This window comes from Haloferax mucosum ATCC BAA-1512 (assembly GCF_000337815.1).
GTDB classification, from domain to species: domain Archaea; phylum Halobacteriota; class Halobacteria; order Halobacteriales; family Haloferacaceae; genus Haloferax; species Haloferax mucosum.
The window spans coordinates 91257-111863 of the sequence record NZ_AOLN01000004.1; the positions used below are offsets into that span (position 1 = coordinate 91257).

The following is a 20607-nucleotide window of genomic DNA, read 5'->3' on the forward strand; positions in this document are numbered from 1 at the left end:
TCCAAGCGGGCACGAAGCCGATTTACCTCGACGACAGCAGTCGGTTGACGACGCTCCAGAGGAACGGAACCGGGTCGTCGATGCTGACGAGGTCGAAGTTCGGATGGCGGTAGATAGACGCGAGCACCGCCGCGAGTGCGGTCGGAAACGACGGTCGCTCGACGTTCGGGAAATCGTCTCGAAGGACGCTTATGAGGTAGTCGAGTTCGCCGTGGGCGAGGTGGCTCGCCGTGCCGACCGCGTACCCCGATTCGATGCGGTCTGACTCCCCGGCGGTCATGAGCCAGTAGTTGTAAGGGTAGTCAGCGCCACCGCGGATATCCAGCATGACCGACGCCCATATCCGGGGGTTGATTTCGAGTAGTTTGAACTCGCCCGTCTCCCGGTCTTTCATGAACTGGACCGTTGCGAGTCCGTGCCAGTCGAGATGGTCGAGCAACCGCTCGCCGAGCGCTTCGACTCGTGGGTCGTGGGTTAGCTCTCTGAACACGCTCGCGCCGCCAGCGTAGGTATCCCCTCGCACCTGCCGCCGAAGGCTCGTTGCGACCGCCTCGCCGTCTTCGTACAGCGCCCTGAACGAATACTCTTCGCCGGTGACGCACTCTTGGACGATGGGAACCTGTCCGAGCATCGCGTCGATGAGTTCGTCTACGTCCGGTTCGACGTTGGTCGGGAGGTAGACCGGCTTTTGACCGCCGCCTTCGCACTCGCTGGGCGCGAGGAAATCGACGTACTCCGAGGTGAGAATGGCGTAGCGTTGCTTGACGATGAGTTCGCGGTTCCAGTCGTCAACGTCGGTGAGCAGTTGAGTCTTCGGCACCGGCACTCCCGCTTCGGCGGCGGCCATCGCCAGCGCGTACCCGTCCTGTACGACTTTCAGCGACTCGAACGACGGCCACCCGACGCTGACGTGTCTTTCGAATTCGTCACTGTACTTCGAGAGGACGTACGTGTCTTCTTCTTGATTGGGGATAACCGTCTGGACGTCCCGGCGCGCGGCGAGGGACAACAGCGCGTCTTTGTAGGCGGTCAAATCCTCGTACGGTGATGGAACGTGTCTCACTTCGCCCCGATACCGAGAGCGCGCCGCCGGCGTGTGTTTCTGATCTGCCGCGACGATGGTGTGGATACCCTTCGGTCCTAAAGAGCGAACACACCCGAGCGCGTGGACTGAAAAACCGGTCGGGACGACGACAGAGCCGTGTGTACTCTCTCCGACAACACGGTAGGTACTCATGTGGGTGGTCATAATATCACGCTGTTAAATCATAAATGATAGCTGTGGCTGGACAGACACTCATTGATGACTGACAGTCACGGCGTAGAGATAGCCGCGTGAGTCGCCGCCGACAGGGGTATTGCAAACGACAGGGAAGCCGTAGACGACAGAGAAGTCACAAACGACGGCTGAATCACCCCTACTCGAACGACAGCGCTCGCTCGCGTGTGCACTGACGCGCAACCGCTACCATACTTATTGCTACCACTCGTACGAAAGACACGCATGTCGCTTGTCGATACCGTCGGAGATATCCTCTGGGGGACGCGAGCCTACGACTACGGCAGTCGAATCTTCAAGTCGGCGGTGGGCGCGTACACCCGAATCGAACCGTCAGAGACGATAACCGTCGGCGATGTGTCCGCGACGTTTCGCCCGTCGTCGTTCGTCGAGTGGAGCAACGTCCACACGCGAATCTGGCACGAGAGGCGCGTTCTCGAACACCTCCTCGCCGATGTCCGAACCGACGACGTGTTCTTCGATATCGGCGCGAACATCGGTATCTACAGCTGTCTCGTCGGGCGTCTTCTCGACGGCGGAGCGGTCGTCCCGTTCGAACCGTACCCGCCAAACGTGCGGCGACTTCGCGTCAACCTCGCCGCGAACGGGCTTTCGCCGACAATCATCGAGCGCCCGCTCGCGGCGACGGCCGGTGACGCAACGCTCAGCGTTCACGACACCGTCGGTCCCGGCGCACAACACGCCACGCTCGGTCGGGGATACCACACCAGCCCAATCGAAGCGCGGCTCGATGTCGAGTCCGTCACCGGTGACGCTCTCGTCGCCGACGGAGAGATTCCCGGCCCGACAATCGTAAAAATCGACGTGCAGGGGACCGAAGACGACGTTCTCTCGGGACTCGAACGCGCCCTCGGGAGCGACGCGTGCCGCCGCGTCTACGTCGAAACGCACGACAACCTCGACGATATCGCGCGGCGACTCGGGACGATGGGGTTTGCGGTCGAGACGATTCCGGTTGACCGGCCGGGGAAAGACCCGACAGTCGTCGGGCACGCCAAGCGTGGCGGACACAACGCAACCGCCTCGTGACCGTGTTTGTCACACGGATATTATATTCAGAGAAACCGCACAAAAAATATAATAATCACGTTAACGACTTTCAATCTGCCAACTGAACAGTCGAACCGTTGAGACGCTTCAGCGCGCGAGTATCGCCGCTGGCACGCACGGGGGCGACCACAGGTATGCCGGCATCCGTTGGCCCATCATGGTACTTGAACCACTCAGGGAGACGGAGACACCCCGAACAAAAGCGAGGTAATCGTTCACGATGTCACGGTCAACACGAGCGCCGAACGCCACGCCGACAATCGGCTTCGTAGCGACTGCCGACAATCTCGGCGCACTGGCACGAAACGTCACGCGGGCCACCGACCGCGGGTTCGACGTGCTGGTCGCCGTCGATTCGTCGGTCGGTGAACACGAGGTCGCGTTCATCGAACTGTTGGCCCCCGACCGCGTGTCGCTCGTGACGGTCGAAGCCGACGTTCATCCCTTTGTCGCCCTCTCTGATGCCGCGTCGGTGGCCGAGTCGCGGTTGCTCGTCTATCAGCCCACAGAGAGTCTGCTCGACGGTCTCGACGAGGTCCCGTCTGCGGACCGCAACGGTTCGGCCGCGGGTGTTGCACCCCCGCGGCCTATCGAGCCTCGACAGTCCGTGGCCGAAGAGCACCCGCCGTCAGAGCTGACCACTTCCGACGAACCACCGGAACAGCTGTCTCTCGCGGCGATACCGGCGTACAACGAGGCGAACACCATCGACGAAGTTGTCCGTGGCGTCTCGCAGTACGTAGACGAGGTCCTCGTCGTCGATGACGGGAGCACGGACGACACTGCCGCAGTCGCACGCGCCGCCGGCGCGACGGTCGTCGAACACGGCCGAAATCGCGGCTACGGCGGCGCGTTGAACACTGCTTTCGCGCAGGCGCGGGACTGCGACGCGACGACGCTCGTCACGCTGGACGCCGACGGCCAACACCGCGCGGCCGACGTTCCAGCCTTGGTTCAGTGTCAAGAACAGACCGACGCACCGGTCGTCGTCGGCAGTCGATTCGTGGAGGGTGCGACCTGTAACGCGCCGCTGTACCGCCGATTCGGTATCGGCGTCGTCAACGTCCTCACGAATCTGAGCATGGGCGTCGTCCGGCGGGACTCGTGGGTCACAGACACCCAAAGCGGCTTCCGCGCGTACGACCGCCGCGCCATCGAATCGCTCGCGGCCGACGATGCAATCGGCGACGCGATGAGCGCGAGCACCGACATCCTTCACCACGCACACCACTACAACTACGACATCGAGGAGACGCCAATCGACGTCGAATACGACGTCGAAGACGCGAGTAGCATCAACCCGATTTCGCACGGCTGGACGCTCGTCTCGAACATCTTACAGACTGTAGAGCGCGAACGTCCGATGACCGTTCTCGGCCTGCCGGGGCTGTTCGGCGCGACGGTCGGTCTCATGCTCGGGTACCTCTTGCTCGTACGGTTTCTGACGAGCGGACAGCTTCCGGTCGGACTCGCGGTGTTGTCCGTCTCTTTCACGCTATCGGGGCTGTTCGCCTGTCTCACCGGTATCGTTCTCCACTCACTAAACAGTCTCCTCGCCCCCGTCCGAGACGACCTCGACCGACAATGACCCCCGTCTTCCCGCCCGAGCACAAGCCACGACAGCCCGCCCGAGTCACCGACACCCCTCACCACCAATCATGAGTCTGACGACGCACCGCGCAACCACGAACGGCCACGCATACACCCCCGCGACGAACGCGCTGAGCTTCGACCTCGAACACTGGTACTCGGCGACGCTCGTCGCGGACGCGGTTTCGAACCCCGACGACCACATCGAACAGTCGGTGGACCTCGTCCTCGACCTGCTCGCCGACCACGGCGTCTCAGCGACGTTCTTCGTCGTCGGCGAGGTCGCAATCGAATATCCGGACCTCGTTCGAAGACTCGTCCGAGAGGGCCACGAGGTCGGGTCCCACGGACACACCCACACACCGCTGTTCGAACTCACGCCGGAGGCGTTCGAACGAGAACTCTCGGAGTCGGCCGACGCGATTCGGTCGGCGGCCGGTGTCGAACCGCTCGGCTTCCGCGCTCCGAACTTTTCGGTGACGCGCGAGACCGCGTGGGCGTTCGACGTACTCGAAGCGAGTCAGTACCGATACGATTCGAGCGTCTTCCCGGTCAGAACCCCGATGTACGGGGTTTCAGACGCACCAACGACGCCGTATCTCGTCACGTCGCCGACGCGGCCGTTCGAGGCGTCGGCAGGAAACTGTACTGCGGGCGGCACGGACCGGCTGGCGTCCGGCGTAGCGGAATTCCCGATCTCGGTCGTCGAGACGCCGCTCGAATCGCTGAGTTCGCGCGGTATCCCGACCAGAATCCCCTTTGCGGGCGGATTCTACGCCCGGGCGCTTCCGACGTGGTTGTTGCGACGTCTCGTCAGGCGACAGAACGCCCGCGGGTGTCCGGTCAACCTCTACTTCCATCCGTGGGAGTTCAACGAGCGAGTTCGCGTCGCTGGTCTCCCGGCGCACAAACGCTTCGTGAGCTATTATGGATTGGACACGACCGCGCGAAAACTCGACCGACTGCTCTCGGAGTTCGACTTCGGGACGGTTCGTTCGGCCCTCGCATCCGGTCTCGACGGGACGGGGACCGACACCACTTCGAACGCGACCGACCGACTGCGGCGACACACCGACCACGAGCGACACGACTACCGACTATGAGTGAAACACACAGGTTGCAGACGCGCGTCACTGTCGAGCGATGTGACGACCCGATTGCGTGGAACAGGTTCGTAACTGAGCACCGTGGCACTCCCTACGCCCTGTGGGGATGGGGAGACGCGAGCGAGCAGTACGGACACGATAGACACTACCTCGTCGCCCGCGAGGGTGGTCGAAACAAAGCGGGAGCGGACGGCGAAATAGCCGGTGTACTCCCGCTCGTTCACATCCGAAGCCGGCTGTTCGGGTCGAAACTCGTTTCCCCGCCCTACGCCGAGCGAGGGTCGATTCTCACCCGGTCGGGCGCTGACCCGGCGGTCAGAGACGCGCTTTTGGACCGAACGCGGGAACTCGCCGACGCGCTCGACGTCGAGTTCGTCAGTCTCCGTGGTGCCGACCTCGGTACTCGTCCTGAATTCGACCACGAGCGCCGGTTCGTGACGTTTCACATCCCGCTCGATGGGGGTTCAGATGCGGTCTGGAGCCGGATGGACGACAGCCGTCAACGCGGCATTCGGCAGGCACAGGATGCGGAAATCGAATACGACGTGGCCGACTCGCTTTCGGACCTCCGCGAGTTCTACTGTCTCAACCTCGAAACCATGCGCGGTCACGGAACGCCGCCGCACTCCTTCGCGTTTTACCGGACGATTTGGGACTGCTTTTTCGAGCGTGGTCACCTCCAACTCCGACTGATTCGCAAGGACGGCGACGTGATAAACGGACTGCTGGACTTCTGTCTTGGCGACACGGTCTACCAATGGGGCGTCGTCTCGGACTACGAACACCGGTCGCTCAATGGCGGCGGACTCCTCCACTGGAAGTCGATGGAGTGGGCGGCCGACCACGGCTACCGCACGTACGAACTCGGTCGGACGCGCGAGGGGACCGGCGTGTACATGTTCAAAAAGCGGTTCGGCGGTAGAAAGGTCTGGTACGACGATTACCACTACTTCCCGAACGGCCGCGCCGAGTTACCGGACCCCGACGACGACAGGTACGACCGCCTGAAAACCGTCTGGAAACGGCTTCCGCTTTCGGTCACGAGCACCGTCGGACCGACGCTCAGAAAACAAATCAGTCTTTAACAATGCACGTCGTATACATCATCGGACAGGATTCGGGCGGCTTGCCCCACTACGCGGCCGAGTTAGCGAACGCGGTTTCGAAACACGCCCACGTGACGGTGTTGAAACCAACCGACACCTCCGCGGACGAGTTGTTCCGCGACGCTATCGACGTTCGGCCCGTGTTCGAACCGCTGTCGATTTCGATGCCGAAACTTTACACGTTCGGTCTCGACCCCCGCGACGTATACCACGGTCTCACCTCCTACAACCGGGTCAAACAGGTCTCCGACCTCGACCCCGATATCGTCCACGACCCGACCGACCTCTTTCCGCACGTGAAATTTTTCATCAGGCGACACGGTATCGACCGGCAGTTCCCGCTTCTTACGACTCGTCACGAGATTCCGCCGAATCCGTTCTCGCTCGCTCGCCCCCCGATTTTCGCCGAGAGTCTCGTTGACCTTGCGATTCCCGATGTCCGCGAGCGGCGCGTCGTCGTTCACACGAAGCGCCAACGAGAGGTGTTGTTGAACCGCGGGTACGACGAAGAGACGGTCCGAGTCATCCCGCACGGTGCGTACTCGGTGTTCGGAAACAGCGACGACGTTCGCGGCGACCCCGACCCGAACACGCTCTTGTTCTTCGGCAACATCGTTCCCCCGAAGGGCCTTCCCACGCTCGTCGAGGCGATTCCGAAGGTCGCACGCGATATCCCCGAGGTGACCCTGATAATCGCCGGTGACGGGAAGATTTCGAAGCGGTCGCGCCGCATTATCGACCGACACGAAGCCAACTTTGAGGTCCACAACGAGTTCGTTCCGAACGACCGAGTGAAGACGCTGTTCTCGCGGGCGACACTCGTCGCCCTGCCGTACCGAAGCCAACAGGGAACGAAAGGTCACAGCGGCGTGCTCGCAACGGCGTTCTCGTTCGGCAAACCGGTCGTCGCATCGTCCGCAAGCGAGTTCCCCGAACTCGTCGCCGACTCCGGTGCGGGCGTCGTCGTCCCACCGGCGGACCCAGACCGGTTGGCGACGGCCATCACGTCGGTTCTCTCGGACGACGACGCGAGGGCGACGATGGCCCGGCACAGTCGCGCCATGGCGGACCGACTCTCTTGGGACGCCGTCGCCGAGCAGTATCTCGACGTGTATGAAACCATCGTCGAAGCGGATCGACTGCCCGGTCACACCCTGTCGACGCCGTGACCAATCACCCGTCTCACATCCCACTCACTCACGCAGTACCCCTCGACCAAGCAATCCAGAAATGAACCGACGCGAACTCACAAAGCGGGACTTCTTGCGGACGGCCATGGTCGGAACCGCCGTCTCGGTCACGGGCTGTACGGGACTCTCCCCACAGCGCAACCGCTCTCGTACCAATGGTACCACCCCCGATGGGGCGGACGGACATGCGACCGATTCGAACGTGACCGACTCGACCGCGACCAATTCGACCGCAATCAACTCGTCCGCAACCCCGCGATACGACACCATCGACACGGCCGACATGGTGGTGGTGTTCGAAGACACGTTCGCCGCCGACGCGCTCGACGAGACCGCGTGGGCGACCGAGTATCCGTGGGGGTCCCGCATCCACAACTACAACGGATACGCCGCGCCGGAGAACGTCTACGTCTACCGAAACAGCCTCGTCATCGAAGCCGAGAAGAAACCCCAACACGGAAAGACGTACACGACCGGCGTGGTGACGCCGACCAGAGAGTTCTCGCCCGGCTACTTCGAGGCCAGCGTGAAGATACCGCCGACAGTCGAGGGGTTCTGGCCGGCGTTTTGGATGACGCCCGTGGACGCGTGGCCGCCAGAAATCGACATCTTCGAATTTTTCGGAGCCGACCCGCGAGCGCAGTTGACCTACCACTACTCGGATATGCTCGGCCGCCGACGGAAGGCGAGCGGGACGGCTCCCGTACCTGACGCGAACACGACCTACCACACCTACGCGGTCGATTGGCGACCCGACGAAATCGTCTGGTACATCGACGGCGTAGCCGTGTTCCAGTTCGGCGGGTCACACGTCACGTCGCAGGCGATGCGCCTCATATTCAATCTGGGAATCGACGCGCCGTTTCTCGGCACGCCGCGGGACGAGGACCTCCCGGCGGTACTGGAAATCGACCACGTTCGCGTCTGGGAACGGTAACGCAGGCCCGTCAGCCGCGCCGCTCATGGGCACTGAAATATGAAAAATGATGGCACGACTGGTGTTGTCGTCGGTTAGTTGGTGAAGTCCATCGTTTCGCCGTCGAGCGCCGTGACGACACGCCCGCCGAACGTCGAAACGTCGAGTACGTCGCCGCCGATGAGCCAGTACGCGTCGGCGTCCGTGCCGACAGTCCCGAACAGTTTGCCGTCTTTTCTTTCGTCCGCCGAATCGACGGTCGCCCCCGGCACGTCGGCGGGGAGCAACTCGCCGTCGGTTTCGACGATGTAGGTGACGGTACCGCTACTGTCGGGTGCGCGCTCGATGCTGAACAGGTCCAGCGGCGTCCCGTTGATTGAGATGTCGGCGTCGCCGTCGAGACCGAGCGATTCGACGCGGCCGGTGAATCGGTACTGGTCTTGTCCGGATTCGACAGACCCCGTCGCGGTCGTTCCGTCGATTTCGTCGCCGCTGTTGAGCGAGTCGGTCGATTGGAGCGCGTCGCTCACTGAGAGCGTGTAGGACGCAGAACCGTCGGACGCGCTTCCGTCGATGGTGATGACGTTCGGAAGCGGCTCGGGTTCGGCGTTCGGATTCTCCGGGCCGGTTCGTCCCGCATCGACGAGGTTCTCGGTATCGACGGGTTCGTCATCGACGTACACCTGGAGCGGGCCGGTGTACTGGAGGTCGATGATTTCGCCGCGGAACCAGAAGCCGTCGCCGTTGAGAGAGCCACCGCTGACGCTCCCGCCTGCGATGGTCCCGTCGGCGGAGACCCACTCGTCGGACTCGCCGCTTCCGACTTCGTTCGGGTCGATGGAGATGTCGCCACCGCTCGTCTCGAAGGCGTAGGTGGCTTCGTCGCCGTCGGCCGAGCGAACCCACACGTAGTGTTCCTCGCTTGTGTCGCTTCCCGATGTCGAGCCGTCGGAGGTATCGTCTGTGGAGTCGTCCGACGAGTCGTTCGTCTGCGTTCCGGTCACGAGCGAGTCGGCCTCGACTAACTGGTCGTCGATGTAGACTTCGAGCGGGCCGGTGTACGCGAGGTCGTTCACTTCGCCGTGGAAGTAAAAGCCGTCACCGTTGAGAGAGCCACCGCTGACGCTCCCACCGGCGGCGGTCCCGTCGGCGGAGACCCACTCGTCGGACTCGCCGCTTCCGACTTCGTTCGAGTCGATTCGAATCTCGCCGCCCGTCGTGTGGAACTCGTAGGTGGCTTCGTCGCCGTTGGACGAGCGCACCCAGATGTAGTGTTCCGTGTCGTCGATGTTCGAGGTGTCGCTCGAACTGTCCGAATCGTCTGTGCTTCCGGAGCCACTCGACGTACCGCTGTCGGGGGCGTACTCCCAGACGCGGACCCAATCGACGACCATCGACTCGCCCCACGATTCGGAACGGTCGGTCCGTCCGATGCGGTCGATGTGGATGTTGAGCATCATGTAGAACGGCGCACCGCCGTTCAGCGACGCCATGATGGTGTTGTCTGCCGTCTCCGCGACTTTCACGCCGTCGACGTAGTGTACCACGCGGTCTTCCTGCCACTCACACCCGTAGATGTGGAAGTCTTTCGAGAGATCGACGCCCGCGTCGTACGACGCCGGTTCGTCCTCGTGGGTCGATGAGTCTCCTTTGATACCGGAACTGGAGTAGTGGATGTGGTGGTGCGACGTGTGCGTGTCGCCGTAGTCGTCGCCGGTCTGGAATAGTTCGACGAAGTCGATTTCCGGCGGCCACGACTCGTCGTTCGGCTTCGCCCAGAACGCGGGGAGGAACCCGGTGCGGTCGGGCATCTTGATTTTCGCTTCCCAGTAGCTTCCGGGACCGAAGTAGACGTTCCCGCGTGAGTGGATGGACCCGGCTTTGATATCGTCGCCGTCGTGGGTTCCAGTGAGGTGGAGTTTTCCGTCGCGGAGTTCGACGTTCTCATCGACGATACGTTCCGGAGAGCCGGTCGTTTCGCGTCCCCACCCGAATCCGATTCCCCAGCTATCAGTATCCAGAGAGCCGGAATCGAACGTGTCTTCGAATGCGAGGGCCCAATCGGCTTGGTTCTGCGGACCTCCTTCAGAGACGGCCGCGGAGCCAGGCACACCGAAACTTGCGGCACCGAGAGCGGTCAACGCACCGACGCCCGAAACCTTGAGCAGGTTCCGTCGTCCGAGTTGGAGGGAGTCACCGTCCGTTTCTTCGTCCGGAGCGTCCGGACAATCGTCGCCTGTCATTGTCACAGGTTCCTGAATGAAGGACCATCATATAGGTCTTTTTTGAATGACTTTGTAGATAATGGGGTATTAATTGAACAATCTTTGCATGTCTAGGATAAAACCAAGTCTAAATTTTGAACTATAAGGTCACTATTTTATAAAAATTCAAATCATAGATATGGTTCGGTTAAAATGAAACTCAGTATAATATATGATTGAGCTATCGAGTCGCACGAGTCGGCGTCTCACGCCCGAGAAAATGCGTGCAGTCTCACGGTTCTCCCGACCGGGTCGTCGTTCCCGGCACCATGTATATTCTATTTTGATAGTCTCAGCTTCCAGAACGGGTCTCGATGCGGCGTTTTAAATTTAACAGTAATTCCGAGGAATCTCTCGCTTAAGACGCTGTTAACGACATCTCTGTATTGTGATATAATCGCTGAGTGTATCCTATTGTTGAATGTTATCATATGGCATGTTTGAACTCACTGTCAGCCGTGTTCAGCCCGTGAGCGCGCGTACCACCAGAGGACTACGACGACAGCGACGGCCATCTGTGCAACCACCGACGGCGTCAGTTCGAGCGCGCGGAAACGGGCTATCGCTCCTATCTCTGGGCCGTAATCGACGGCGGGGACGAGCGGCCAGAAGACGAACACCGCCTCGTCGAGGTCGCCCGCGACCACGACGGGGAGCACGTCGCCGACGATGTGTGTCCCGTATCCGGCGAGAAACGCGACCGCCTCCTCGCTTCGGGGGCCGTCCTTTGTGGCTCGATATAACACGACGGCGACGAGCGCGAACGTGAGCATCGAGTGTGCAAGCGACCGACCGGTGGGCAGTAGTCCGAGGTTCCACGCGAGCGGTTTGTCCACGAGGTCTGGAAACTGCGTTCCAATAGCCAGCGACACTCCGACGGCGACCCGCGCGATACCCAACTCCCGGATGCGACGATAGACGACGTACACGACTGCGCCGAACACGAGGTGTCCCCACGGCCACATGACTGTATGGTCTTCAGGGAGCGGGTTAAGCTATACACCCGCTACCCGAGCCGCGTCGTTCTACGCCGTCGTTTCGTCGCCCGACTCGGCCGATTCGTCAGCGCCGTCGGTCACCGTCACCCAGATGTATGCCGACCGATAGGCCGTCTCGGTGCTCGGCTCTGTGGGTGCTGACCCCTCGTACAGGAAGTACGTGAGCCGTAGGTTCTCGCCGGTGAGTTCCGGCGCAAAGCTGTGTCTCGTTCGCCACGTCTCGCCGTCCGCGACCGTCTGCGTCTGCTGGCCGAGTGGCTGTCGTTCGACGACGGCCGTTTCTCCACCCGACTGCTCGACGCGCTGGAGTTCGGCGACGAGCGTGTAACTCGTCTCCTCGCCTTCGAAGTTGCTGACGCTGACGTACAGTTCGCTTTGCTCGTCGATGGTCAACGACGAGGGGTAGTCGGCGGCGACGAACCCGCCCGACGCGTCCTCGGTGAGAAGCGAGAGGCTCGAATACGCCTCGCCGCCGCTCGTATCGACGAGCGCGAACCCGAGACTTGCGACCGCGAGCACGATTGCGACCGCGAGCGCGACGTTCAGTGCCGAGTCGATTCGGTCCGGTCGGTCGAACGCGTCCGTAATCTCGGCGTGCCACTGCCGAACCGGTATGTGAAATTGTCGTGCCGGTCGCAGTCGTTGGCGTCGAACCTCGCCGACGGTGAGTCCCGCGAGGATGACAAGCGAGAGCGCGGTGAGCACGACGTACAGATTCAGTCCGAGTCCAAGCCAAAGAACGACCAGTCCGACGACTGGAAGCAGTGCGACACTCATCCCGAACGAGAGCGCGAGGCGTTCGGCGAGGCTCAGACTCGCGTTCCACTCGAACGGTTCGAACACCGGTCCGTGCATCTCCGGGTCTAACTCCTTTCCCGGGAACAATGCGAGAAGCAGTGCGTATCCCGGTAGAAACAGGAGAATCGGTAGTCCGAAGAGTGCCTGTACGGTCGGCACGACGTGAAGCAACGCGCCGATGTAGCCTAATACGACGACCGCCAGCGAAATGGGTATGTCGAGAGATAGCTCACCGAGCGCTCGGTTGACCCTCCCTTTGCTGTGTGATGTTGACCCCATTAGATAGATAGATGTCCGGTCTAGCGTGTTGTTATTGAGCGCCTCACTTGCCTCCGTGACGCCGGTAGACGGGAGTTAACGGTCTTCTCTTCCGGGTCGGTTCTCTCTGTTGAGTCGGTCTCTTCGCCGGGGATGTGCCTCGCCATCCGCGTTCGGCGACTCCCGAGTCTCCAGTGCCTCCCGCGACTCCCGTGACGCCGACGAGTCTGTCGAGTCCGCTGGCTCGCCCGCCAGTCGCACTTTCAGTCGCTCGTTCTCGCGTCTATCGAGGAGCATCGCACCCGCGAGTGAGGTGAGACCACCGGCGACACCGGCGACTTCTCGACGCTCCGGTTTGGTCCGCGAAACGAGTCTGCGGCCCAGTCGGAGCGTTCCGGCGACAACTCCCACGACGCCGAGTACGTACAACACGATGACCGGGTGGACCACCGTCGAGCCGTACCGAACGCGCAACCGCCAGAGGAAGTCTCTGAGCAGGAGAAACGACAGTCCTGGAACGAACGTGGTGTACTCGATACCGCTTTCTTCGTCGCCGTAGCGGGCGTTCATCGGGACGGTTGCGACGCGCTTTTCGGCGACGTTCAGATGCACGAGCAGGTCGTTCAAAAAGCCGTACCGGTCGTACAGTCGGTCGCGGTCGAGGTCGGAGAGGGCGGCCGCCGAGAGGACCGTGTAGCCGTTTTGCGGGTCGCGGATGTGCCAGTAGCCGCTGGCGATTCGGGTCAGTCCCGAAAGGACGAGGTTTCCGAAGAGTCGCCACACCGGCATTCCCCGCCAATGAGTCGGCCCGGCTAATCTGTCGCCGACGGCGTAGTCTGCCGTTCCGTCGGCGACGGGGTCGATAAGAGACGTCATGATTTCGGGGTCCATCTGTCCGTCGCCGTCCATCACGACGATGATGTCCATCTCGTCTGCGAGCGCGCGCTCGTAGCCGGTTTTCACCGCGGCACCGCGTCCTCGGTTGACCGGATGTCGAATCGGAATCACACGATGGTCGGCTTGTTCCCCGCCGTCGGGTGCCAGCGGCGTCTCCGGTTCGTTTCGGTCGTGTTTGTTCGCGCGCGTCGCATAACTCCGAATCACGTCCCACGTCCGGTCGGTCGAGCGGTCATCGACGGCGTAGATTCGATCGACGAACGATGGAACCGTGTCGATGACTTCGCCGACGAACCGCTCTTCGTTGTACGCCGGTACGACGACGCCGACGGTGTTACCGCGGTACATCGCGGTTCTCCGTTCGACCCGGGTTCGTGCGTCGGGTGGCGTCTGGGCGAACGCCGACTTTCCGTCGTCCTAGTGGAGGCGACCCGCGGTGCAGTGTACGTAGGAACATCGATACTTCGACTGGCTGATTGTGCTGTTGGTCGCTTTGTTAGTCGTAAGCAACACGAAATGAAAGCTGAAATTCAGTGATTTAGGACGGTTTATGCATCCGTCTACCGCAACCAAGGCGACTGACTTATCAGTTATATATTCAATTTACTGCGATAGTATTCTGATATGATGTGTCTGTGAGTGTGTGGTGCAGATGCCGTCTCTCACCCGGGTGCTCAATCGTTGTTTCGGCCGGGTCGTGCTGACTGCACTGGTTGGCCCACGAACCGGCCACGTTGGCTGGTTGGTCACGCACCGACTGTCTCGGCTCTCGCAATTGCTCTCAGTTCGACTCGGCGGCCCCACGCTTACGCCCGCCCCGGGAACGTGGTCGATTTGGCCCGCCGTGTCTTTTTCTTCTGTCGGGCGTAGTGACCGACTACCATCCGGATTCGACGCTGTTCGGTGGTTACAGACCATTTACCAATCACCTCCTGCTCCTAATTGACGAAGCGAATGTCCCTTCGACGCTGGTCCCTTCCGCCTTCTCTTGGTTCGCGCCCGGCGCTTCCGATTCGTTCGAACAGTCAACGACCGCCGCGGTCGAACTCGGGTATCGACTCGTGAAGCGTCGAGCCTTCCTCCGGACGCTCGGCACGGTCGGCGTCTGTACGGCGATTGCCGGGTGTACGACGAGGTCGAACGAAGAGCCGACTCCGACACCCACACCGAACCCGGGCGATGAAGCTGTCTCCCCCGACCCTTCGCCGCAACTGAGCGTCCTGAACGCGGTCGAAGACCTCGGCATGGACCCGACGGGCCAAGAGGCAATCGACGACATACTCGACGACGCCTACGAGGACGACACGGTCGTCGAGTTTCCGCCCGGTGACTACCTCGTCACCCGCGAGCACGACTGGGACCGCGGCGTCTCTAACTTCCAACTCGTCGGACTCGGTAAATCGCACAAAGACGTGCAGTTCGTCTTTCCGACGAACGGCTCCGGAGAACAGTTCCGGATGCTTCGCATCACGAGCGGCGATTCGCACGTCCTGAAGAACTTCTCGATTCAGCAGACCGACGACGACACGACGAGTGCCGATATTTGGCTGGCAAACGACGACGGCGCGCTCATCGAGGACGTCGAATGGCTCGGTCGCACGCCCTCCGATAGTCACGCCCGCGACCAACTGCTCCTTTTCGACTGCACGTCGGTCGACGGCGTCAACGTCGCCCGTCGCGTCTACATGCGCGAGGGTGCCGAACTCCCCGGCTATCCCAACGGCGTCGCCGGTATCCGAATCACCGAACGCTCCGTGGGCGAAGTGAAGATGATCGACTGTCACATCGAACAGCGCGGCTCGTCGTCGTTCCGCGCCACACACACTCGCGGCGTCCTCCGCGTCGAAGGCGGTCTCTTCAAGAACAACGACAACACGAACATGCGTATTTCGGCGGGCGACCACCCTTCGAAGACCTCGTGGATTAAGGGTGCGACCGTCGTCGTTGACGCCGACAACCTCAACGAGCACGCACACGACGGGGATAAACTCGACAGTCCCGAGGGACTTCGCATCGACTCCACGGGCCACGGCTATACCGGCGTCCTCATCGAAGATTGTGACTTCATATTCCGGTCGAGTCCGTTTTCACCCGGCATCATCACCGCGCCGACCTACGGGAGCCACGGCGGGTTCACGCTCCGGAATTGTCGAATCATAAACGACACGTCGGTCCAGACGATTCACGCAGGCCCGGTCGATACCGCGATTGCGGACGAGCCATGGGGGATGGTCCTTGACAACGTGACGATTACCGGGTCGTGCACGCGGCAACCCTACGGCTCTGCGGTCGTCATCGGCAACAACCGAAACCGATCGAGAATCATCGACAGTTGCATCCACCTCCCGGACGGCCGCGTCGGCGGCGTTCTCGTCGATACCGCGGACGACTGTTCGATAGAAAACACCAGTATCAACGTCAGCGGTCCGCCGACCCGAACGCGCGGGACGACGACGCTCTCGCTTCAGAACGTCTCGCACACCGAGACCTGTGCGTTTAGAGACCGCTAACCCGTGTAAAACCGGAGGTTGACCGCTGACGGAAACGGGGTGGGGTTCCGACGCAAACGAGAGTGAACGCTGACGGAAACGACGACCGATGCCGACGCAAGCGAGATGGGTTTCGGCGTCGATTACCGCCCTCTGAGGCTCAACCCCGGTGTCAGCGTGATGCCCGTCGCGGGGTCTTCCGCCGCCGTTTCTCCGTCGGCACCCGGACCTCCTTCGTTCCTCTCTTTCCGGCCGAAGAGCGCGTGCCACACGTATTTAGCGAACGGAATCGGGTCGTCGAGGTGAGCGAGGTCGAACCGGGGTTCGTCGTAGATAGACGAGAGGACTTCCCAGACAGTCTTCGGGAGCGACGGCCGCTCGACGAGCGGTGATTCGTCGGTTCGGACGCTCGTGATGTAGCCGAGTTCGCCCCAGAGATAGTGTGTCCCGACGCCGAGTTCGTAGCCCGGTTCGATCTGTCGTTTCTGGCCCGTCGCAAGCAACCAGTAATCGTACGGGAAGTCGGCACCGGCGTAGACCGTCGAGGGAAGCGACTGCCACATGCGGGGGTTGATTTCGATGGGTTTGAACTCGCCCGTCTCCGCGTCTTTGAGGTATTCGATACACGCGAGTCCGTGCCAGTCGAGGTGGTCGAGAAGCGCCCGCGCGACGGATTCGAGTTCCGGAATGTACACCGATTTCCGATAGACGCCGCCGCCGCCCGTGTACGAGTTGCCACGAATCTGGAGATGCTGAAAGGTCTCGACCGCCTCGCCGTGGTCGTACAGCGCCGCGAACATGTACTTGCCGTCGCCCGGGACGTAATCTTGAACGATTGGGTCGTGGTTCATCTCGGCGTAAATCTCGTCCGGGTCCGGGGTGTCGCCGGGTCTGAGGTGTCTCACGCTCTTGATGATATCGTAGTCGTTCGGGTCGTACTCCGCGACGTACTCGCGGGCGATAACGTTGTACCGCGGCTTGACGATGGCCGGTTTGTCGAGCACTTCGACGTCGCTGAAAAGTCGGGTTCGAGGCATGGGGACGCCCGCCTCTTGTGCCGCCTCGTACAGCAATATCCTGTCGTGAACTCGGCGAATAGTGTCGAACTCCGGGACGACGAGAGTCACGTACTGCTCGAATTCGTCTTTGTACTTCGAGAACACGTAGCCGTCTTCGGGGCGCGTCGGGACGATGGTCTTGACGTCCGGTCTGGCGGCGATGCCGAGGAGCGCATCTTTGTAGGCGACGAGACCGTCTGGCGGGCCGGGAATCCGAACGAGTTCGTCGCAGAACCGAGATGAGGCCGCAGGGGTACCGTCGTGTTCCGAGGCCAGAATCGTGTGGATACCACGCTCTCCGAGCGACCGCATACACGTGTAGTTACCCGATGGGATGAGCACCGAGTGCCGGTCGCGCCCTCTGTTGTCCATACGTGAACCGTCGTTCGATGAGGGAATTAGTATGGGTCGGCTAACCCCCGTGACGCGACCGTCGGCTTCTGATTTCGGGTTGTCGGTGGCTCGCCGTCGACAATCAGTTCCGACGACGCAGTCGCGCGACCGGCCTGACTCGACCGGCGTCATCGGCTCGCAACTGATTTGATTTCTGCTGTCGGGTCTCCGCTCCGTCTAAAGCCGCCGATTCTTGTATCGGGAGACGCCCGCAGAGTCCGTCTACGTGACTGCGAGTCCCAACGGGAACTCGTCGGTCGCGCTCCACGACCAACCGGCGCGTGGTGAACACGCTATCGTGGCCGCCAGCGTCTCCGGTACGCACGACAACGACAGCTACTGGTTGGTAACGGGCGTCGAGAACCCTGCCCGAGCGAGATACTCGACCGCGACCGCGAGAGTGTCTGTCGAATCGAATCCTGATCGGACCTCCCGACGAAAAAGCGGTCGCTCGCACTCGGTCGAAGAGATATCGGAGTCGGGTTCGGGGTCGATTGAACCGGAAGTCGAGCGGGCAAGTCGAGACGCCGAACAGAGGTGTGACGCCGCGTCTCAGAGCACGTCGTCGTCGAGTCCGCCGGGGTCGCCAGCGGTGTCGAACAGGTTGTTCTGGGCGCTCTGGACGAAGTCGGACTGGACTGCGTCTTCCTCATCGACGGGCGCACCGTAGGCGTCCATACCCATCGAGAGGAGTTCTTCGACGGCCTGTTCTTCGCTCAGGAACTCTTCATCGACCAACTGCTCGAACTCGACGAGGAGTTCGTCCGGGAGATTGACTTCTACGACTGGCATGGAAACTGCTTCGTGCTCGATATACTTGAGCGACCGGGTGTGGGTATTCTGTGCGTCGATGAACGTCGCCGCCGCCTCGAAACTATCAATGTACGGATACAGCGAACTCAAAAGTGATCGCAGTCGCGGCTTTGGCGCACAAAAGTGATACGACACTTTTGAAACCATATTGATTGTTCTGGCTAAACAGACACCCATCGCTCGACGAGCCTCATCCGGCGACGACAGTCGCAATCGCGTGTATTATACCCGCCGGGGCGGACGGTCAACGCAACGCGGACGACTGCGCCGTGTTCGCGGCGCACGACATCAAAACGAGGACCACGACGTGACACGCAACACAGACGAAGCGGGAGACGAGACTACGGGTCCGCCAGCGACGCCCGAACTCGGTTGGCTTCCGGAGCGAGTCGAGTTGCCGAGCGACGAGTGGGTCATCTACCCGCCGGGAGAGCCTCGTCCGGCGAATTTCGCCCTGCGATTCGAAAAGACCACGCCAGCGGTTCTCGTCGGAACCGAATCGGGCGACGCTCCCGGCGTCCACGTCCTGCCGCACCCCGGCGGACTCTCCGTGTCCGCCCGCTTCGGGGGTATCGTCGATGGTTCGGTCCGCGAGTTCGACGCACCACGGTCAGCCGACGAACGGACGAGCGTCGTCGCGTGGGTCAGAGAGTTAGTTTCACGAATCGACGTACGCACGGAAAAAGCGCGCATCGAGGCCGCGTGCGCGCCGGTTCCGAACGCCGGCGACCGCGCGGCGGCGGTGCTGTACGAACATTTCGGCAGTGCCGACCGGGTCGCCGCCGCAATCGTCGAACGGGACACCGCCGCGCTCCGCACGCTCTCGGGAATCGCCGAGCAGACGGCGAGCGAACTCGTCGTCCACTACGGGACCGACGCGGAGTGGGAGTACTATCGCCGAAAACAGCACGATTCGGCCCCGTGAACGGATTGTCCGTCCGCCATTCCAGTCAGCAAAATGACTCAAATCGTAATTTGACTCTCACGTAGGGTTATTCTCCCGGCGGCCAACCGTCCTCGTGTATGCCTCCAACACGGCGCTCCCTGATTCGTTCGACAGCCCTTCTCTCGCTCGGTCTCGCCGCCGGGTGTCTCGGGGACGGCGGGCCGGGTGGCACCGCGAATAGCACCGAACCGACGACCGACACTGACGCGACCGAGACCCAAGAGCCGACAGAGATGGACGACACGAACGAAACCGACGGCGACGGAACCGGAACCGAGACCGACGACGCAGACGGAACACAGCCCGCGAACAGTCCACTGCTCGCAGTAGTGGACGCGGACGACGCGCCGGACGTTCCGGTCGAACACGCAGTCGAAGTCACCGAGGCGACGACGACCGACGAACACCCGCCGCAGATTCGAGTGACGGTAACCAACACGAGCGACAGCGCCGTCCAACTCGGCGACGAACGAGACGTCTTCTTCCGGTACGTCGCGGACGATTCGGACGAATTGACCTTCCTTCCTCCGGAAGACGACTACCCCGCTGACCCCGGATGTTGGCGTCTCGAAGACCCACTCATGGTGACGTCTGATTACCGGACGTTCTCCCTCGATGCGGGTGAGTCGCGCTCCAAACGTGTGGACCTCTACGGCGCGGCACCGAAGAAAGGCGACTCGAAGACGTGTCTCCCCCTCGGGGAGTACCGCTTCGAGACTAACTTCTCGACCGGCGTGGGAGAAAATCAGACGGAACAACAGGCGACGTGGGGCTTTTCGGTTTCCCTCGAAGCACAGGACGACTAAGCCGACCGTCGTGTCAGCCTGTGCAGGCGTGTGACAAACCTCATATCCCCCGCTCGGCGAACTACGTGGTATATGGTGACGAATCGTATCACGGTCTCGCTCGACGACGACGCAGAAACTGCTCTCGACAGTCTCACGCGGCGAACCGACAAGCCACAGAGCGAAGTCGTTCGGAACGCGCTCACGTTTTATGCGGCTAACTTCGAGGCGGCGACGACGGAAGCGAGCGCCAACCTCGAAGCCTACCACCAGATGCTTTCGAGCGGCGAGCACGTGCTTCTCGACATCGACTTCTTACACTGTTTTCTGGACTCCGTCGAGGACGCCGAGGGCGACCCGGCCCCGGCGTTTGTCGAGGCCGCAGACCGCGTCGCTTCGTTTCACGCCCACGAGTACGAAGAGCGGTTCGACTCTCTCGACGAGATACTCGACTGGCTCTCGTTTTGCGGCTTTCTGACCGTTCGTGCGTCCGACGGTGACGTGTATCACGTTGTCTTCCCCACGGAGTCGGTCAAGTGGTTCATGACGTGGTTTATCGAGCAGAGTACCGAGCGTCTCCCGTTCGACCTCGACGTCGAAGAAGGCGTCTCGAAGGCGATTCTCACCGAAGTCCGGTGACGTCTGTCGTT

Annotated in this window: 17 protein-coding genes; 10 read left to right on the forward strand and 7 right to left on the reverse strand. The window is 61.6% G+C overall.

Annotated features, from left to right (window positions below; genetic code table 11):
• Window positions 1-22 precede the first annotated feature (22 nt).
• Window positions 23-1237: a carboxylate--amine ligase gene (locus tag C440_RS02150; RefSeq protein ID WP_008317822.1), complete on the reverse strand. Its 1215-nt coding sequence runs from the start codon at window positions 1235-1237 to the stop codon at window positions 23-25.
• 267 nt (window positions 1238-1504) lie between these two features.
• Between C440_RS02150 and C440_RS02155 the strand changes: the two genes are divergently transcribed.
• The 6 genes from C440_RS02155 to C440_RS02180 all read left to right on the forward strand — a co-directional run bounded on the left by C440_RS02155 (window position 1505) and on the right by C440_RS02180 (window position 8279).
• Window positions 1505-2329 (forward strand): FkbM family methyltransferase, encoded by an 825-nt coding sequence (locus C440_RS02155; RefSeq protein WP_008317823.1) that lies wholly within the window; start codon window positions 1505-1507, stop codon window positions 2327-2329.
• A 241-nt stretch (window positions 2330-2570) separates the two neighbouring features.
• Entirely contained in the window at window positions 2571-3938 is a 1368-nt protein-coding gene (locus tag C440_RS02160) for a glycosyltransferase family 2 protein (RefSeq protein ID WP_008317824.1), read from the forward strand.
• A 70-nt stretch (window positions 3939-4008) separates the two neighbouring features.
• Window positions 4009-5043 (forward strand): polysaccharide deacetylase family protein, encoded by a 1035-nt coding sequence (locus tag C440_RS02165; protein WP_008317825.1) that lies wholly within the window; start codon window positions 4009-4011, stop codon window positions 5041-5043.
• The gene (locus C440_RS02170) at window positions 5040-6131 is read left to right on the forward strand and encodes a lipid II:glycine glycyltransferase FemX (RefSeq protein WP_008317827.1); all 1092 of its coding nucleotides are present in this window, start codon (window positions 5040-5042) and stop codon (window positions 6129-6131) included. Before C440_RS02165 ends, C440_RS02170 begins: the two co-directional genes overlap by 4 nt.
• Before the next feature lie 2 nt (window positions 6132-6133).
• Complete coding sequence (locus tag C440_RS02175) at window positions 6134-7321, forward strand: glycosyltransferase family 4 protein (RefSeq protein ID WP_008317829.1); 1188 nt, start codon at window positions 6134-6136, stop codon at window positions 7319-7321.
• Window positions 7322-7382: 61 nt separating this feature from the next.
• On the forward strand, window positions 7383-8279 hold the full coding sequence (locus C440_RS02180; RefSeq protein WP_008317830.1) for a glycoside hydrolase family 16 protein: 897 nt from the start codon (window positions 7383-7385) through the stop codon (window positions 8277-8279).
• A gap of 74 nt (window positions 8280-8353) precedes the next feature.
• On the opposite strand, the gene C440_RS02185 is transcribed toward C440_RS02180, so the two are convergent.
• The 4 genes from C440_RS02185 to C440_RS02200 form a co-directional block, all read right to left on the reverse strand.
• A complete protein-coding gene (locus tag C440_RS02185; protein WP_008317832.1) occupies window positions 8354-10501 on the reverse strand; it encodes a glycoside hydrolase family 16 protein in 2148 nt (715 codons plus the stop codon).
• A 473-nt stretch (window positions 10502-10974) separates the two neighbouring features.
• Window positions 10975-11487, reverse strand: coding sequence for a metal-dependent hydrolase (locus tag C440_RS02190; protein ID WP_008317834.1), 513 nt, complete (start codon window positions 11485-11487; stop codon window positions 10975-10977).
• Window positions 11488-11547: 60 nt separating this feature from the next.
• On the reverse strand, window positions 11548-12597 hold the full coding sequence (locus C440_RS02195; RefSeq protein ID WP_008317836.1) for a DUF1616 domain-containing protein: 1050 nt from the start codon (window positions 12595-12597) through the stop codon (window positions 11548-11550).
• A 75-nt stretch (window positions 12598-12672) separates the two neighbouring features.
• Window positions 12673-13821, reverse strand: coding sequence for a glycosyltransferase family 2 protein (locus tag C440_RS02200; RefSeq protein ID WP_008317838.1), 1149 nt, complete (start codon window positions 13819-13821; stop codon window positions 12673-12675).
• Window positions 13822-14534: 713 nt separating this feature from the next.
• Here C440_RS02200 and C440_RS02205 point away from each other — a divergent pair.
• The gene (locus C440_RS02205) at window positions 14535-15983 is read left to right on the forward strand and encodes a hypothetical protein (protein ID WP_049915221.1); all 1449 of its coding nucleotides are present in this window, start codon (window positions 14535-14537) and stop codon (window positions 15981-15983) included.
• 122 nt (window positions 15984-16105) lie between these two features.
• On the opposite strand, the gene C440_RS02210 is transcribed toward C440_RS02205, so the two are convergent.
• Complete coding sequence (locus C440_RS02210) at window positions 16106-17392, reverse strand: carboxylate--amine ligase (protein WP_008317842.1); 1287 nt, start codon at window positions 17390-17392, stop codon at window positions 16106-16108.
• A 573-nt stretch (window positions 17393-17965) separates the two neighbouring features.
• Entirely contained in the window at window positions 17966-18205 is a 240-nt protein-coding gene (locus tag C440_RS02215; RefSeq protein ID WP_049915222.1) for a DUF7120 family protein, read from the reverse strand.
• A gap of 328 nt (window positions 18206-18533) precedes the next feature.
• Here C440_RS02215 and C440_RS02220 point away from each other — a divergent pair, with 328 nt between their 5' ends.
• The 3 genes from C440_RS02220 to C440_RS02230 all read left to right on the forward strand — a co-directional run bounded on the left by C440_RS02220 (window position 18534) and on the right by C440_RS02230 (window position 20596).
• Window positions 18534-19151 carry a hypothetical protein gene (locus C440_RS02220; protein ID WP_008317847.1) on the forward strand — a complete coding sequence of 206 codons (618 nt, stop codon included), beginning with the start codon at window positions 18534-18536 and terminating at the stop codon, window positions 19149-19151.
• Between the two features lie 98 nt (window positions 19152-19249).
• The gene (locus tag C440_RS02225) at window positions 19250-19978 is read left to right on the forward strand and encodes a hypothetical protein (RefSeq protein ID WP_008317849.1); all 729 of its coding nucleotides are present in this window, start codon (window positions 19250-19252) and stop codon (window positions 19976-19978) included.
• Between the two features lie 72 nt (window positions 19979-20050).
• Window positions 20051-20596, forward strand: coding sequence for a ribbon-helix-helix protein, CopG family (locus C440_RS02230; protein WP_008317850.1), 546 nt, complete (start codon window positions 20051-20053; stop codon window positions 20594-20596).
• The last annotated feature ends 11 nt before the right edge of the window (window positions 20597-20607 follow it).